Below are 15,311 nucleotides of genomic sequence, written 5' to 3'. Positions count from 1 at the left end.
TCAAAGCAGGATTATTTTTCCTGAATACCTATTAGGAGACGTAAAAAAAACCTCCCGAAATGGGAGGAATTTCATTCATGCACCGTGATGTTCAGCGTTTTCTCATTTGTAAGGTCATGTACGATGATGATCAATACCCTTTTGTCCCTGTTATTTTCCTGTACGGTGAACTCGAATGTATCGGACACCTTTTCATTTGTCAGCTGCTTCCTACCCAAGTAAAGATAATCTTTGACGGACTGACCCGGGTAGTCTTCTTTGACGACGACAGTTGCGATCCTGCCGAACTTTTTATAATCCACTTCTGTTGCATGGGCTACGCTTGGAAGCAGAAGAGACAGAAGGCATAGGATGAGAAAGGGCTTCTTCATGTGTTTCACCTCTTGTTCCTTTTCCCTTTAGAATGAGGGTAGGAAGGGATCTTTATTCACCCAATATAAGGAGAACCAGAAGAATCCACAGTGCCAAGTTTTGCTGAGGAAGTTCCTTGCATTTCTCCATACACTAACAGTACCCCTTCAGAAGGAGGGAACCGGAGTGGATAAAGTGGACTACGACAGGGCGTTGTACTACACTCACCGATCGGAATGGGATAACCTCCTGATCTTGATGGTGAGGTCGAAGGATGATCTTCTCTCAAAGAGGATCGAACATTTCCTGCATGCCTATCACTTTTCGCACGACTATACGGTTGTCGAACGCAACCTGTATACGCTTTTACGCTATATCGAACATGCCAACATCACCTACAGTGAAGAGCAACCACTCGAAGTCGATGTTGTCAAAATGTAAATAAGGGAATTCCACCGGCCGGCCTGACACTACGGGCCGGTTTTTTCTTTAAGGCTTAATGAGCTTCTCACGGATGGATACATGAGCCTCTGCATAAACCTTCAGTTCCTGCATCATGTCTTTTACCAATACTTCAGGATCTGGTAAAAGCGTATCCTTTTCACGGTCAAAACAGTGAGGATCCAGAACCAGTTGCTTCGGAATAACGTTGGCATACACGCCCCTGCTCACAGTTCGGAGATTCGTCAGACAGTTGATTCCCCCCTTCCCACCACCTGCACATGCGATGATGGCGACGGGCTTATGGGCGAATTGGTCGCTACCCATGAAGTCCATGGCGTTCTTGAGGGCACCGCTCATTCCGCTGTGATATTCGGGAGAGCAAAGGATGACAGCATCCGCCTCCTGGACCTCCTGCTTCAACGACCGTATCGCTTCAAGCTCGGACTGCTCTCGATCACCGGTGTAAAGTGGGATGGTTCCGTCACTGAGGTCGATCATGCTACATCCGTATTGTTTTGCTATGTAACGGGCAACGATGCCTGTCCTTCCATGTTTCCGGGGTGTTCCGTTGATGACTGTGATATTCAAAATTCATTCATCCTTCCATGCAAGCTGATTTTTAACGGCGTAGAGGGCTGCCTGCGTCCTGTCGGTCACCTCAAGCTTAGAGAAGATATTGGAGATATGGGTCTTCACCGTCTTCTCTGTGATAAAAAGGCTCGAGGCGATCTCTTTATTGCTCTTCCCTTTGGTCAGTTCCTTGAGCACCTCTGATTCCCTTCTTGTGAGCTCATGGATTTTATTGGGCGGTTCTTTTTTGGTGATTCTAGTCAAAAGATGGTTCGTTGCTTTCGGATGAAGGGAATTTTCTCCGGATAAGAGCTTTCTGATGCTTTTGACCAGCTCATCAGGCTCAATATCCTTGAGTTGATATCCTCCTGCCCCTGCTTCGATGGCGGGAACAACCTGGTCCTGATCAGAAAAGCTCGTGAGCATCATGATCTGGATTCCAGGGTGGACAGCCTTGATTCTTCTAGTTGCTTCGATTCCATCCATCTCCGGCATCATTAGATCCATGAGGATGATATCTGGATCAAGGGCTGATGCCATTTCAACAGCTTCCTTCCCGTTTTTCGCTTCTCCGATGATATCCATATCCTTCTGCGTTTTCAAGAAGAAGGCAAGCCCTCTCCTGACAACGTGGTGATCATCAACAATCAATATCTTGATCAATCCCTTCTACCTCCTAACATGGTATCTTCACGGAGAGGACCGTACCCTTTCCGAGTTCTGAATCGATTGTGAGGCTGCCCCCGACCGCCTTGATCCGCTCCTTCATTCCCTGAAGGCCCACGGACGGCAGGGAATTGGATGGATCGTAATGGAAACCATAGCCACAATCCTCGATGTTCAGCTCCACAAGTTCTGGCAATCTCGTCAACCGGTATCGCACTGACTGGACACCTGCATGCTTCTTGCAATTATTCAGTGCTTCCTGGCTTACCCTCCAAAGCGCTTCTTCATATTTGGAGTCCAAACATGCCAGACCCTGAATCTCCGCATCTAACTTCAGCCCGAGCATATCCGCATAGCCCCTGACCGCTTGGACAAGTCCATTCTCAAGTCCGTGAGGCTTCAATTGCCAGATCAATGCCCTCATTTCTGACAGGGCTTCCTGCGCCATGCCCTGGATCGTCTGGAACGTATCCTTGACATCCTGATCATCCGTCATAGCCGAACCGCCCCTTGCCGTCAATGTGAGGGAAAAGAGGAGCTGATTCACGGAATCATGGAGGTCCCTTGCCAACCGGTTCCTTTCCCCGATCAGGGCAAGTTCCTGCTCTTTCTTTGTCAACGTGATCCTCTTGATCGCGGAACCGATTTGGAAAGCGACCGACTCCAATAGAGCTAGCTCCTCATGGGAGTAATGGGTCTTATGGGGTGCTGCCATATTCAATAAACCAAACGATTCCTGCCCGGACTGAAGAGGAACCGTTGCATGATAAAGGATATCGTTTGTCGCATTGGGATCTTCTTCGATTGCTTTTTCAATTCGCAGGCATTCAATGATATTCGTCGCCTTGGTAAGCTTCCCTTTGATGAACCGGTTGACGCACCAGCAACCGCCTTCTTTCATACGTTCACAGCCCCGCTCTGTCAAAGATGCGGGAAGGTTCTGTTGAGAGACCATCTCATGTTTCCCTTGATCATCAATGAAAAAGATCCATCCGCTCGTGAATACCGTCCCGTTGATCAACTTATTCAACGCCTCGCTCATCATGGACTCCATCTCAGTCTCGGTGTTCAACAATTCGGCAATTTCTTTTAAAAGTTCGATATTTGATCCTTCGTTCATCGTATTCGTCCTTTCTTCTCCTCTCTAGTATAACTCCTTTCAGCCCATGAGCATTCGCTGAAGGTCCCATGCCCGCTACGACTTTTGTCTGACTTTCCACAAAAAAAGAAGGAAGGCATCAAGCCTTCCCTGCTTTCGCTTGCATCTTCCCTTCAACGTTCACCATGAAGTCTTCCTGGATGACATGCAGCAATTCGTCGCTCTCCTGCTTTGTCTCACCGACCACGCTGAAATAAAACTTGATTTTCGGTTCGGTCCCCGATGGACGGAGACATACCCATGATCCATTATCCAAGAAATACTTCAACACATTTGAAGAAGGGAGATCGATGGTTTCTTTTTCACCTGTCAGGAGATTGGTCCTCTCACCGCTCGCATAATCTTCAGCAGTGACTACCTTTCTTCCTGCAATTTCCTTAAGGGGATCAGCACGGAAATCCTTGAGGATACCCTGGATCTGTTCGGCTCCCTCTTTCCCTTTAAGGGTCATGCTTTGCAGTCCCTCCTGGTAATACCCGTGACGCTCATACAGTTCATTAAGTACATCTTGGAGCGTTTTTCCCTGCGCCTTGTAGTAGGCCGCTGCTTCCGCTGCCATGAGGACGGCCTGGATGGCATCTTTATCGCGGGCAAAATCACCGATCAAATACCCGTAGCTTTCTTCATATCCGAAGAGGAAGGTATGTTCACCCGATTGTTCGTATGCTTTGATCTTTTCGCCGATGAACTTGAAACCCGTCAAGACATCCTCGACAGAAGCGCCGTAGTGCTCGGCTACCTTCCGCCCAAGTTCGGACGTTACGATCGTTTTGAATACCCTTCCGTTCGCAGGGAGCTGATTCTTCTCCTGCTTCCTTGCCAGTACATAGTCCATCAGGATCGCGCCAGTCTGATTACCCGTAAGGAGGATATATTCCCCGCCTCCACCTTTCACTGCGACTCCCAAGCGATCAGCATCGGGGTCGGTAGCGATCAGGATATCAGCATCGATCTCTTTCCCTAGACGGATGGCATATTCGAAGGCTTTCCTTTCTTCCGGATTAGGCGAAGCAACCGTCGTAAATTCCGGATCCGGAACAGCCTGCCCCTTTACGATATGGACATGCTGGTAGCCTAGGGCCTTAAGGCCGCGTTCTGCCATTTTCAGACCGGTTCCATGAAGGGGCGTGAAGACGATCTTGAGATCGACTTCCGTAGCGATCTGTGGTTTTTCCGAAATCGTGAGAAGATGCTCAAGGTAAGATTGATCAATTTCATCCCCGATCATCTTGATCAGACCTTTTTGCTTCAATTCTTCTTCAGGAAGCACCTTGATCACCAGCTCATCCTCTACTTCATTGACCCTTCTGATCACTTCATCTGCTTCAAGAGGCGGAAGCTGGGCCCCGTCTTCGCCATATACTTTGTAGCCATTATATTCAGGGGGATTATGACTCGCCGTGACGACGATTCCCGAGAAAGCATTCAGCGTCCTGAGGGCAAAAGATAACTCCGGTGTCGGAGCCAATTCATCGAACACATATGTCTGGATCCCGTGAGTCGCCAAGGTCTTGGCAGACTCCATGGCGAATTCAGGCGACTTATGCCGTGAATCATAGGCGATCACCACACCGCGCCCCTTCGCTTCCTCTCCTTGATCTTCTATGTAACGGGCAAGTCCTTCAGACGCTTTCCTGACAGTGTAGACATTCATCCGGTTCGTTCCCGGGCCTATTTCCCCTCGCATGCCCCCTGTACCGAACTCAAGGTCTTTATAGAACGCATCTTCGAGGGCCTTCTCATCATCATTGATCGAAAGAAGGGCATTCCCCATCTCTTCATCCAGTCCAGAGAATCCACTCCACTTTTCCCATGCTGCTTTCCAACTCATCTGAATCCCCTCCTAATAGGCTTTGTGTTTGTATTATTCTAGCCCTTCACCCGTAAATCCTCCTTAAATGGAGGAGCAGGGTTTGCTTTTCTATAGTAGCATACTTTCGGCCCGGTTCAGTGGGATATTTTTCAAAAAAACCATGAGCTAATGCCATTTTTATTATGATAAGATCCTTCACGATGGAAGGGGGTGGGGCAAAACTAAAAAAGGCCCCTTTAAAGCCGAGCACGATCAGTATAGGAGCTTAATACCGCTCATGATCTCCGTGCAACCGCTGGAAACGATGAAATTTGAATGTTCATTAAACGAATTTAAAACCCGAATCATTTGCTCTATCGTAGGCAAATGATTCGGGTTTTACTATGACTAAAACATGTTTGTCTCAGCCTCGATCATTCATTTTTTATAAGAGATGCCGTACACATCATGACGGCGGTCTTTCAGTTGACGGACCGTTCCTGATTGCCGCTGGCGGCGAAGGACTTCGAGGTCCACATCCCCGATCATGACCATCTCGATGTTCGGGTTGGTTTCACCTACGATCCCGTCACGTGCAAATTCGAAATCGGATGGAGCGAAGATGCCGGACTGGGCGTATTGGATATCCATATTTTCCGTTTGTGGAAGATTGCCGACCGTACCGGAAATGACGGTATAGATCTGGTTCTCAACCGCACGTGCCTGTGAACAGTAGCGCACCCTGAGGTACCCTTGACGGTCTTCGGTACAGAACGGGGTGAAGATGATCTTGGCCCCTTTATCCGTCGCGATCCTGGCAAGCTCGGGGAATTCAATATCGTAACAGATCTGGATGGCGATCTTGCCACAGTCCGTATCGAATACACGCACGGTGTCACCAGCACTGATTCCCCACCATTTGCGCTCATTCGGTGTGATATGGATCTTGTATTGCTTTTCAATTGTTCCATCGCGTCTGAAGAGGTAAGCGATATTGTATATTTCATCATTCTCTTCTTTCACGAAGTGGGATCCTCCGATGATGTTCACATTATAGCGTACCGCAAGATCCGTGAAGAGTTCGATATACTCCTCAGTAAAATCTGTAAGCTTCCGGACGGCAAGACTCGGGGACTTGATGTTTAGGAATGACATCAACTCCGTAGTGAAGATCTCAGGGAAGACAACAAAGTCAGACTTTGCATCGCTTGCTACATCGGTAAAGTATTCAACCTGGTTGGCAAACTCTTCAAAGGATGAAATCTTCCTCATCATGTATTGGACCACACAGATCCTGACCGGATGGCTCGTCTTGAAGTGTCGCTTACTCAACGGACGATAGTCTACGTTGTTCCACTCCATGAGGGTGGCATACTTCTGCGAACGCTTGTCATCCGGAAGATAATTCGGGTTGATACGCATGAGGGTGAACCCGTTCAGAAGCTGGAAGGAAAGCACCGGGTCGTAGATTTTATGGAGGCTTACCGCATCTACGTAATCCCTCGGGGACATTTCATCCGAGTGCTTATAGAAGTTCGGGATGCGCCCCCCGATGATGATACTCTTCAGATTCAACTGACGTGCAAGCTCCTTCCTTGCCTCGTACAAACGGTGACCGACCTTCATCCGTCGATATTCAGGATGAACCATGACCTCGATTCCATAAAGGTTATAACCTTCCGGGTTATGGTTTGTGATGTACCCGTTGTCCGTCACGTCGTCCCATGTATGACGGTCGTCGTACTCATCGAAGTTGATGATGAGACTTGAGCAGGAACCGATGATCTCGCCATCGAGTACCGCAACAAGCTGCCCTTCCTGGAAGATATCCAGATGGCTTTCAAGATGTTCCACTTTCCACGGATCCATGCCTGGGAAGCAGACCTCCTGCATCTTGATGATATGTTCAATGTCCCCGTACTCCATGGGACGGATAATCATTTTCTTCTCAAATTGGGATAAATCGAGCTTTTCTGCCATTCATGATCGACTCCTTCTTCATCTTTCCTATATACCACATATCCTGCTCGTTTTAAACGAACTTCATGTTTATTCTATCAAATACCATGATTGAAGGAGAAGAAAAATACCTTACTGCATATGCATAATGCGATCATTCATGTAATTGACATGATTTTTTTATCATCCCACACAAAAATTTCGCATTTTACATTTATAATAAACCCATACTATAATTTGATAGAATACTTGAAGAAAGGAGAAAGGGATGAATAAAAAAGCGGATTCTCTATTCTTCACCGCATGGGCCACTTCCCTGATTGCCATGCTGGGCAGTTTGTACTTTTCTGAAATCATGAAGTACGAGCCGTGTGAGCTTTGCTGGTATCAACGGATCCTCATGTATCCCATGGTGATCATACTCGGGATTGCCTATGTACGGAAAGACTTCAAAATGGCATTATATTCCATGATTTTATCCGGCATCGGTACACTGGTTTCCCTTTATCACTATTCAATTCAAAAAGTAAGCTTCCTGTCCGATAGTGCCCCGGCCTGCGGCAGGGTACCGTGCACGGGTGAATACATCAACTGGATGGGATTCGTCACGATTCCATTCCTTGCATTAACTGGATTCATCATCATTTTCATCATGAGCCTGCTGGTTCTGAAAACACTGAAGGAGGATCACTAATTGAAGAAAGTCATCATTTTTCTTGCCGTCATCGTTCTACTCTTCGGAGGGATCGCTATCATTACGAGCATGCAAAACAGTCAGAAAGCCGAAGGAAATATGTTCAAGAAAGATAAACTAAAACCTGCGACCGTGGATCTCCTCGACGACCCGAACTATCAAAACGTCATCCTGCCCGATGATTTGAAAGAAAAACTCGATAACAAAGAAGATGTGACCGTGTACTTCTATGCTTCCGATTGCGTGCATTGCAAACGCACCACTCCAACCCTCGCTCCATTGGCCAAGGATATGGATGTCGACATGGTTCAATATAATCTATTGGAATTCCAGCAAGGTTGGAATGATTACAATATCGAAGCAACTCCGACCCTTGTCCAGTTCAAGAACGGAAAAGAAGAAGCAAGGCTCGTCGGGGAACAGTCGAAGGAAGATTTCGAAGCATTCTTTAATGAATATGCAAAAGAATAAAAAAAGAGGAGCTGGCCCTTCACGGGTCAGCTCCTTTCAATGAGGAGGAATTTCTGATCGAGAATATGAGGAATTCTCAAGATTACTGGTAGTAGATGTATACCCCTCATTGATGATGCTAAACCTATTTAATTGATTATTCAGATAAAATCAAATTAAAAGTTGATTAGCCGGCTTTGCATACAGGCTGATATGATTATCACAGTCATGACCTTCCGAGAATTGATCAAACGAGAAAGGAAAGGATATACCAAATCCCCGAAGGATCCCGGCATTATGAGCGAACATTTCCCTGTATACCTTTTCTTCGCTACCTGTTTCAATGATGGCAATCAGTGTTTGAAGACTTGAGATGATCTGAAACGCTTCTTTCAGCGTCCCTACATATTCCACTTCATGCACATGGGTATGTAAAACCTTCAAGTCATCCATTTGTCTAATTTCATCGTCTGTGAAATAATCAGGAAACACGGTACAATACATATACTCGATTAGCTCCTGAATCTTCTCTTCTTGTTCGGGAGTCGACGCGATTAAGATTTTCACCTGTAGCCCACCTTTTTTGTCATGATTGTAATCTTTATGTAATGGATTATATTAAGGATAACATAGTTCTATGAGTGCTCAGGTGGTAATTATACCCACGGCAACATCGTTAAATACAAAGATATAGGCTGAATTACATGATTCAAACCATGAATTTTGTCGTCTAAAGGAGCTTTTTGATGAAAACAAGACGTATAGGTGATCAATTTGAACTAACCATTCCTGAAAACTGGAAAAATGTAACGATTGAAATAATTCTGAAAGAAAAATGGAATTCCCCTAAAAAGTGGATCCACTCCATGCGAATGAGCAAGGAAGTAAAAATCAATGGTGAGGTTGCCGGATGGGATGAGCCCCTTAAAGGAGGAGACCGCCTGCAGCTTCCTCTATTTAAAGACTTGGAACTGAATGTGAATCCGACATACGGGGAGCTTGACGTTCTATATGAGGATGAACATGTAATTGTCGTCAATAAGCCCGCCGGCATCGATACCCATCCGAATGGTCCTGATGACACTGACACCCTGGCGAATCTGGTGGCCTTCCATATCCAGGCTTCAGGCAAATCAGCGAATGTGCTTCATGTCCATCGTCTCGATAAAGATACGTCCGGTGCCGTGCTATTTGCGAAAGATCCATTAAGCAAGGCCATCCTGGACCGCCTCCTTTCAGAGAGAAAAGTCAAAAGGACCTATCATGCAGTAGCCCAGGGCTCACTTAAAAAAAACAAAGGATCCATCACCGATCCCATCGGAAGGGATCGTCACCATCCAACAAGGAGAAGGGTGTCGGCCAGCGGGCAGGAGGCTATCACTCACTTTAAAGTCGTCTCCAAACAAAAAGACAAGACATTCCTGACTCTCCAGCTAAAAACTGGAAGGACCCATCAGATCAGGGTCCATATGAGTTCACTCGGACATCCTCTGGCGGGCGATCTCCTCTATGAAGGTACCCCCGTTTACAAGAGACAGGCCCTTCACGCCTCCTCCATCGTCTTCCCCCACCCACTGACCGGGGAAACGATTTCATGCCATGCATCGTGTTCGGACATTGCCGAGCTGAACTGGGAGGATTGAGTCAGCAGACGGGCTCATAAGGATAAAAAGGAATAACAGGAACGAGAGGCTAAGACAAAATTGATTTAGTCATAGCAAAACCCGAATGGATTTGTCTACGATAAGACATATCCATTCGGGTTTTATTTGTTTCATGATCATTGCGATTGTTTCTATCGGTTGATTGGAGTGCACGAAGAAGAATCCTGCTTGAAGCGGAATCTTGCATGGTAATCATGAGGGGTATTTAGAACCTACTACGAGCATGCTCTTCATTAGGCTTTTATCCCAATCTACTATTAAAAATCAAAATGATCAGGGTCTGGTCCGAACCGTTCATTCTGATTGAGACTGTTGATCTGGTTCATTTCATCCAATGACAGTTCAAAGTCAAACAGATTTGCATTCTCTTCGATTCGATTGGCATGTACCGATTTTGGAATGATGATCACATCATTTTGAAGATGCCATCTCAGAACAATCTGAGCCGCTGACTTACCATGCTTCTTGGCGATGTGATTCAGCGTCGGTTCGTGAAGCACACGCCCCTGTGCAATCGGTGACCACGCCTCGACGGCAATGGAATGGGACGAACAGAACTCCCTCAATGGTTCCTGACTCAAGCGAGGATGTGTTTCGATCTGATTGAGGACCGGTTTTTCATTGCTTCCGGCTAACAGATCTTCAAGATGATGCTGATGGAAGTTGCTTACCCCGATCGACTTGATCAATCCTTCCCCATGAAGACGCTCAAGTGCTTTCCACGTATCTTTGTATTTCCCTTCCACCGGCCAGTGGATCAGGTAAAGGTCGAGATAGTCCATCTGAAGCTTCTTCAGGCTCTCATCGAATGCACTTAGTGTCGAGTCATAGCCTTGATCGGCATTCCATACCTTTGATGTGATAAAAAGATCTTCACGATTGACTCCGGAATCCCTTACTCCCTGCCCGACTTCTTCTTCATTTCCGTAAACAGCAGCCGTATCGACGGAACGGTAGCCGGTTTCAATCGCCGTCCGCACGGCGTTGACTGTTTCTTCCGGGTTTTTCATTTTATAGACTCCAAGACCTACAAACGGAATTTCTAAGCCATTATGTAACGTCTTCGTACTTGCAAGGTTTTTAATCATGAGTGATCCCTCCTGATTCCATTGTACAAAATCTCTATTTCGGAAAGCGAATATTTCGACTTGTCAGTCATCCTATGAAATTCTCGGATGATGTACTCAGAAAGGACAGTTGGTGAAGTGGACGGGTCATGCCCACATACTGCAGCTTGATATCCAGTTCATTGGAAGGGTCATAGCTTTCTTCAATGGAGACAAGTATCACAGCATCGAATTCCAGTCCCTTTGAGAGATAGGAAGGAACGACAACGACCCGGTCTTTCGGGATTGATTCCTGTTCTTCCAAAAGCTTCACCACCAAGTCCGTCCGCTCCTCCAAGATAGAAGCGACCGCTTGGCAGTCCTTCATACTCTTACAGATCACAGCAAACGTTTGAAATCCCTGTGCTTTTCCGGAAGCGACAAGTCTTCCCACTTCATCGCCAATTTCTTCCTTTGAAGCTACAACCTTTCTTACTGGAGCTTCTCCGTGGCGAACGACGGGATTCACCTTTGGGAATTCGTACGGGAGAAGTGTGAGCAGCCTATTGGCTTCTTCCATGATTTCCACTGTAGTCCGATAGCTTTTCTGAAGTTCTGTGTACGTTGCCCGGGGAAAGATTTCCCGGTAGACCGGCTCCCAGGATTGAAGCCCCCTATACGAATGGATCCCCTGTGCGAGGTCCCCTACAAGGGTGAACATATCGGTTCCAAGGGCTTTTTTCAGCGCATAGAGCTGCAGATAGCTATAATCCTGGGCTTCATCGATGACGATATTTTTCGCTTTCACATATTTATCAATGCCATACAGGTGGGTTTGCAGGAACAAAAGGATGGCCAGATCTTCTGACTCGTAATATTTCTTATTGGCCAGCTTTAACGAATAGGCACATAATCGTTCGGCCCTCTCATGGGAAAGCTCACCGCCTGAATAGGATACCAAGCGCCCGGGATCTGAAAATAATTCCTTGAAATAGTGATCCAGCTGCTTTCGCTCGAATTGCTTCATATAGCTTGTGACGCTTGTTCTGATGGCTTTTTTCAGTTCTTCAAGACGTTCAAGCTTCATATCGAGGGCTTTTGTGACATAAGCCTTCCGATTCTCGCTCCTTCTGGATAAAGCCGCTTCAATGCGGGCGTCGAAGAAGTCCTCCACTTTTGTGATCATCTCGGCCTTGTTCGACCTGACAACATTCTGAAGAAGGGACTTGAGTTTCGTAATCCGTCGATAGATCGGCAGATACGTATACTCCTCTTTGAATAGATGGGTGAAACGCTTCGCCGTGAACAGCTTGTATTTATCCACATAGAAATCCTTGGACGTATAGAATCTCTCTTCGATTTCCTCCACGTACTGTTCAAGGATCTTCCTGAACGTCCTCGAGCCCTTGAATCCGGAGATCCACGCAAGGTCCTCCTTGCCGGGAGAATCCGATTCGATGAACCGTATTAGTTTATCATCCGGTGCGAGTTTCAACTCCCGCTCAAGACACGTCTGTACATAGTCGGTGAACGTCGTCTGCCTTACATTCTCCACCCCTAGATCAGGAAGGACTTCTGAAATGTAATCGATGAACAGATTGCTTGGTGCAAGGATCATAAGCTGGGATGGATCGAAGAATTGTTTATAGTTGTAGAGGAAGTATGAAATCCGGTGGAGGGCGATCGTCGTCTTGCCGCTTCCAGCCGCCCCCTGCACGATGATGGGTTTATTGAGATCGGCACGGATGATCCGGTTCTGTTCCTCCTGGATGGTGGAAATGATTTCAGTGAGCCGGTTGCTTGAGCTTTTGGCAAGAGAGTCCTGGAGCAGTTCATCCGTTGTCGTCAGGTCGATGTCGCGGACTTCTTCGAGCTTGCCTTCCTCAATCATGTACTGTCGCTTCAGTGAAAGATCGCCACTGTATGTTTCTCCTTCTGCTTCGTAGGAAACGTCACCGATCCTGCCCTCATAGTAGAGGTTTGCAATCGGGGATCTCCAGTCCACAATGATCTGTTCCTGATTATCTCTTTGGTACAGTGAGGTTTTACCGATATAGTGCTTTTCCAACTCAAGGGCGCGGTCATGGCGGAAATCAATCCGGGCAAAATAAGGTTTGCTTCTGGCCTTCTCAAGGGAATCGAGCTCCTCCTTGGACATTTCAAAGAAGCTTGCATTCGTAAGTAGGTCGATGTAAGCCGCACTGGATTCACCCCAGTCAATGTCACCGAAGGCTTTTTCCATATTCTCTTTATACTGTTCTTTGCTTGTTTGTGAGGTCTCGATGACTACGTCAATGTACCTTCTAGTGAAGTCGAGTCGTTCTTGTTCGATTGTAAAATCGGGATGAAGTGGTTTTTCCTTTGTCATGGCGATCTCCTTCCAAATTATGATCCGCAATGGAGAAATGGTGCTGCAGAGGTAACGACTCTCTGCATACCGACACTGGAAATATATGTAGGGCGTTGGGAGCAGAAGTATATATTATCAGAACATTCATTCCGGCACAATACTTATTTTCACTCCACGCCTGAGAGTGACCTATTTTATGGAAGAAAGGGATGCACTGGGATGCACTGTGATACGCTGGAATCAACGCATATTGCGGAGGAGGGAAAACAGATGTATCAACATATCATGTGGGATTTTGACGGCACCTTATTCGATACATATCCGGTCATGGCCGATTCATTCAGGGTCACCTTAGAGAAAAACGGGATCAGCGAGCCGCTTGAAGAGATCATGGATCTCATGCGCATCTCCATGTCTACGGCCATCCAGCATTATCAGGGGCTACACAGGTTTGATGAAGCCTTCCTGAATGACTATCATGCGGAACGTAAATCAAGGGAGCGTGATGCGAAACCATTCGAAGGGATCGCCGATCTATGCGGGCAGATCCAGAAAACCGGAAGACATAACTACCTTTATACTCATCGCGGGGAATCGGCTGTCGCCATGCTTGAGACATTCGGTTTGGCTGAATTCTTTACAGATTTCATCACCGAAGAACATGGATTTGACCGAAAGCCAAGTCCTGATGCCATCCTTCACCTTTTATCCAAGCATGACATCGCTGCTGAAAAAGCAATCATGATCGGCGACCGTGACCTTGATATCATGGCAGGAAAGAACGCCGGGATCGATGCCTGTCTGTTTACTGACAAGCCGTCATCCGACAGTCAAGCGGATTACGTCATTCGTGAGATTCAAGAGCTTCGCCCCATCCTGAACATACGGGGCTGATAGACAAAAAAACGCCTGATGGCGTTTTTTTAGTCTGCTGTCGGAAACGTGATCCTGAATTCTGTACCTTGTCCAACCGAACTTGTGACACTGATCTTCCCATTCATGGCTTCAATGATCCGATAGGAAATGAGGAGACCGAGTCCGGTGCCTGACTCTTTTGTGGAAAAGTAGGGCTCACCCAGTCTCCGCTTCTGAGACTTTGTCATGCCCACCCCTGTATCAGAGATGCTAATGCATACATGTCCCCTCTCCCTCACCGTCCTGATTGTCAGGGTTCCCCCCTTCGGCATGGCCTCCACGGCATTTTTCATGAAATTAAGGAAAGCCTGCTGAAAGGTCCGTGCATTCCCCTTAATCACCGCTTCTTCTATCCCTGCCTCGATCTTAACCGAATGCTGGTGGCTCATGGGTCCGATGATTTCCATCAGCTTCTGCAGATGGGCACCGACGGGGATCTCTTCGATGACTTCGGGGTAAGGTTTGGCAAAGGTAAGGTAATCATTGATAATATCTTCCGCACGGTTCAGTTCGGATGAAGCAATGCTTAAATATTCCAGCTTCTTCTCAGATGACAGATGCTCCTGATGCAAAAGGCGGAGAAACCCTTTAATGACGGTCAGGGGATTTTTCACCTCATGTGAAATGCTGGCGGCAAGCTGAGAAAGGACTTCCATCTTTTCAATCTTCATGAGGGTATGCTTCACCTGTACCTGCTTGACCAGGATCTCACAAATGTATGTAAAAAAGAGCATCCCGACTGAAGGCAACAGGATAAAGTTCAAGATGTAAGACCCGTCCACCCTGAATTCCGTCATCACCGTGGCAATGGAAGCTGCAGCGATGGAATGGATCGTGAACAGGCATACAGAAAAAAAGATCCGTTTCCGGCTTTTCATTGCATCAAAACGGAAAAGCTTCAACGCTGCAACGGTCAGGATATAAATCACTCCATAGATGACAAACGATGTCCAGCTCCACTGGTAAATGAATGTTCTCCCTGCCAGGAGGGAGAGAAAAAGGGCAGGGCCCATGTATGGCCCGGCATACATGATCCCGAGGACGAATGGGATCATCCTGAGGTCATGTATGCAGTAAGGTTTCATATAGATCGGTGACAGCATGCAAAGGATCATCGCACCGCTCAATGATAGGAACGTGATCATCTTCGTACAGATTCCTCGGATGAATCGCTTCTCTACAAGAAAAAAGACGAGGAAGATGCTGAGAAGGATATAGAAAAAATTATTGACCACGTCTTGATTGAAGATA

General features: G+C 46.8%; 15 protein-coding genes. 5 read left to right on the top strand and 10 right to left on the bottom strand.

Annotation, left to right across the window (positions count from 1 at the left end; all coding sequences use genetic code 11):
• Nucleotides 1–71: 71 nt before the first annotated feature.
• Complete coding sequence (locus tag K6T23_RS07760) at nucleotides 72–371, bottom strand: DUF3889 domain-containing protein (RefSeq protein ID WP_056538160.1); 300 nt, start codon at nucleotides 369–371, stop codon at nucleotides 72–74.
• A 166-nt stretch (nucleotides 372–537) separates the two neighbouring features.
• Here K6T23_RS07760 and K6T23_RS07755 point away from each other — a divergent pair, with 166 nt between their 5' ends.
• A complete protein-coding gene (locus tag K6T23_RS07755; RefSeq protein ID WP_056538670.1) occupies nucleotides 538–792 on the top strand; it encodes a YhdB family protein in 255 nt (84 codons plus the stop codon).
• Nucleotides 793–840: 48 nt separating this feature from the next.
• Here the strand turns inward: K6T23_RS07755 and K6T23_RS07750 are convergent, their stop codons facing one another.
• The 5 genes from K6T23_RS07750 to K6T23_RS07730 all read right to left on the bottom strand — a co-directional run bounded on the left by K6T23_RS07750 (nucleotide 841) and on the right by K6T23_RS07730 (nucleotide 6,962).
• Nucleotides 841–1,383, bottom strand: a complete 543-nt coding sequence (locus K6T23_RS07750) for an NADPH-dependent FMN reductase (RefSeq protein ID WP_238284099.1) — start codon at nucleotides 1,381–1,383, stop codon at nucleotides 841–843.
• Nucleotides 1,384–1,386: 3 nt separating this feature from the next.
• Nucleotides 1,387–2,028: a response regulator gene (locus K6T23_RS07745; RefSeq protein WP_056538166.1), complete on the bottom strand. Its 642-nt coding sequence runs from the start codon at nucleotides 2,026–2,028 to the stop codon at nucleotides 1,387–1,389.
• A gap of 13 nt (nucleotides 2,029–2,041) precedes the next feature.
• A complete protein-coding gene (locus K6T23_RS07740; protein WP_218245672.1) occupies nucleotides 2,042–3,151 on the bottom strand; it encodes a GAF domain-containing sensor histidine kinase in 1,110 nt (369 codons plus the stop codon).
• A gap of 118 nt (nucleotides 3,152–3,269) precedes the next feature.
• On the bottom strand, nucleotides 3,270–5,021 hold the full coding sequence (locus K6T23_RS07735; RefSeq protein WP_238284098.1) for a phospho-sugar mutase: 1,752 nt from the start codon (nucleotides 5,019–5,021) through the stop codon (nucleotides 3,270–3,272).
• Between the two features lie 399 nt (nucleotides 5,022–5,420).
• Nucleotides 5,421–6,962, bottom strand: a complete 1,542-nt coding sequence (locus K6T23_RS07730; protein ID WP_056538175.1) for a bifunctional GNAT family N-acetyltransferase/carbon-nitrogen hydrolase family protein — start codon at nucleotides 6,960–6,962, stop codon at nucleotides 5,421–5,423.
• A gap of 247 nt (nucleotides 6,963–7,209) precedes the next feature.
• On the opposite strand from K6T23_RS07730, the gene K6T23_RS07725 reads away from it, so the two are divergent.
• Nucleotides 7,210–7,635 (top strand): disulfide formation protein C, encoded by a 426-nt coding sequence (locus tag K6T23_RS07725; RefSeq protein WP_056538178.1) that lies wholly within the window; start codon nucleotides 7,210–7,212, stop codon nucleotides 7,633–7,635.
• Nucleotides 7,636–8,106: a thioredoxin family protein gene (locus K6T23_RS07720; RefSeq protein WP_056538181.1), complete on the top strand. Its 471-nt coding sequence runs from the start codon at nucleotides 7,636–7,638 to the stop codon at nucleotides 8,104–8,106. It begins immediately after the preceding gene.
• 150 nt (nucleotides 8,107–8,256) lie between these two features.
• Here the strand turns inward: K6T23_RS07720 and K6T23_RS07715 are convergent, their stop codons facing one another.
• A complete protein-coding gene (locus tag K6T23_RS07715) occupies nucleotides 8,257–8,652 on the bottom strand; it encodes a YhcU family protein (protein ID WP_056538186.1) in 396 nt (131 codons plus the stop codon).
• 179 nt (nucleotides 8,653–8,831) lie between these two features.
• Here K6T23_RS07715 and K6T23_RS07710 point away from each other — a divergent pair, with 179 nt between their 5' ends.
• The gene (locus K6T23_RS07710) at nucleotides 8,832–9,728 is read left to right on the top strand and encodes an RluA family pseudouridine synthase (RefSeq protein WP_238284097.1); all 897 of its coding nucleotides are present in this window, start codon (nucleotides 8,832–8,834) and stop codon (nucleotides 9,726–9,728) included.
• Between the two features lie 278 nt (nucleotides 9,729–10,006).
• Here K6T23_RS07710 and K6T23_RS07705 read toward each other — a convergent pair whose 3' ends face one another.
• Both K6T23_RS07705 and helD read right to left on the bottom strand, forming a co-directional pair.
• Nucleotides 10,007–10,837, bottom strand: a complete 831-nt coding sequence (locus K6T23_RS07705) for an aldo/keto reductase (RefSeq protein ID WP_238284096.1) — start codon at nucleotides 10,835–10,837, stop codon at nucleotides 10,007–10,009.
• A 67-nt stretch (nucleotides 10,838–10,904) separates the two neighbouring features.
• Entirely contained in the window at nucleotides 10,905–13,163 is a 2,259-nt protein-coding gene (gene helD / locus K6T23_RS07700; protein ID WP_238284095.1) for an RNA polymerase recycling motor HelD, read from the bottom strand.
• A gap of 252 nt (nucleotides 13,164–13,415) precedes the next feature.
• On the opposite strand from helD, the gene K6T23_RS07695 reads away from it, so the two are divergent.
• A complete protein-coding gene (locus tag K6T23_RS07695) occupies nucleotides 13,416–14,039 on the top strand; it encodes an HAD-IA family hydrolase (RefSeq protein ID WP_079515728.1) in 624 nt (207 codons plus the stop codon).
• A gap of 29 nt (nucleotides 14,040–14,068) precedes the next feature.
• Here K6T23_RS07695 and K6T23_RS07690 read toward each other — a convergent pair whose 3' ends face one another.
• On the bottom strand, nucleotides 14,069–15,295 hold the full coding sequence (locus tag K6T23_RS07690) for an ATP-binding protein (RefSeq protein ID WP_238284094.1): 1,227 nt from the start codon (nucleotides 15,293–15,295) through the stop codon (nucleotides 14,069–14,071).
• Between the last annotated feature and the right edge of the window lie 16 nt (nucleotides 15,296–15,311).

This window comes from Rossellomorea marisflavi (assembly GCF_022170785.1).
GTDB lineage: Bacteria > Bacillota > Bacilli > Bacillales > Bacillaceae_B > Rossellomorea > Rossellomorea marisflavi_B.
Note: the sequence above shows the minus strand (reverse complement) of the source record. Positions and strands in the feature narration are given on the sequence as shown.

Bases quoted from the DNA above. Each gene is read 5' to 3' on its own strand.
- K6T23_RS07760 (WP_056538160.1), bottom strand. From the start codon at position 371: ATGAAGAAGCCCTTTCTCATCCTATGCCTTCTGTCTCTTCTGCTTCCA.
- K6T23_RS07740 (WP_218245672.1), bottom strand. From the start codon at position 3,151: ATGAACGAAGGATCAAATATCGAACTTTTAAAAGAAATTGCCGAATTG.
- K6T23_RS07735 (WP_238284098.1), bottom strand. From the start codon at position 5,021: ATGAGTTGGAAAGCAGCATGGGAAAAGTGGAGTGGATTCTCTGGACTG.
- K6T23_RS07730 (WP_056538175.1), bottom strand. From the start codon at position 6,962: ATGGCAGAAAAGCTCGATTTATCCCAATTTGAGAAGAAAATGATTATC.
- K6T23_RS07725 (WP_056538178.1), top strand. From the start codon at position 7,210: ATGAATAAAAAAGCGGATTCTCTATTCTTCACCGCATGGGCCACTTCC.
- K6T23_RS07710 (WP_238284097.1), top strand. From the start codon at position 8,832: ATGAAAACAAGACGTATAGGTGATCAATTTGAACTAACCATTCCTGAA.
- K6T23_RS07705 (WP_238284096.1), bottom strand. From the start codon at position 10,837: ATGATTAAAAACCTTGCAAGTACGAAGACGTTACATAATGGCTTAGAA.
- helD (WP_238284095.1), bottom strand. From the start codon at position 13,163: ATGACAAAGGAAAAACCACTTCATCCCGATTTTACAATCGAACAAGAA.
- K6T23_RS07695 (WP_079515728.1), top strand. From the start codon at position 13,416: ATGTATCAACATATCATGTGGGATTTTGACGGCACCTTATTCGATACA.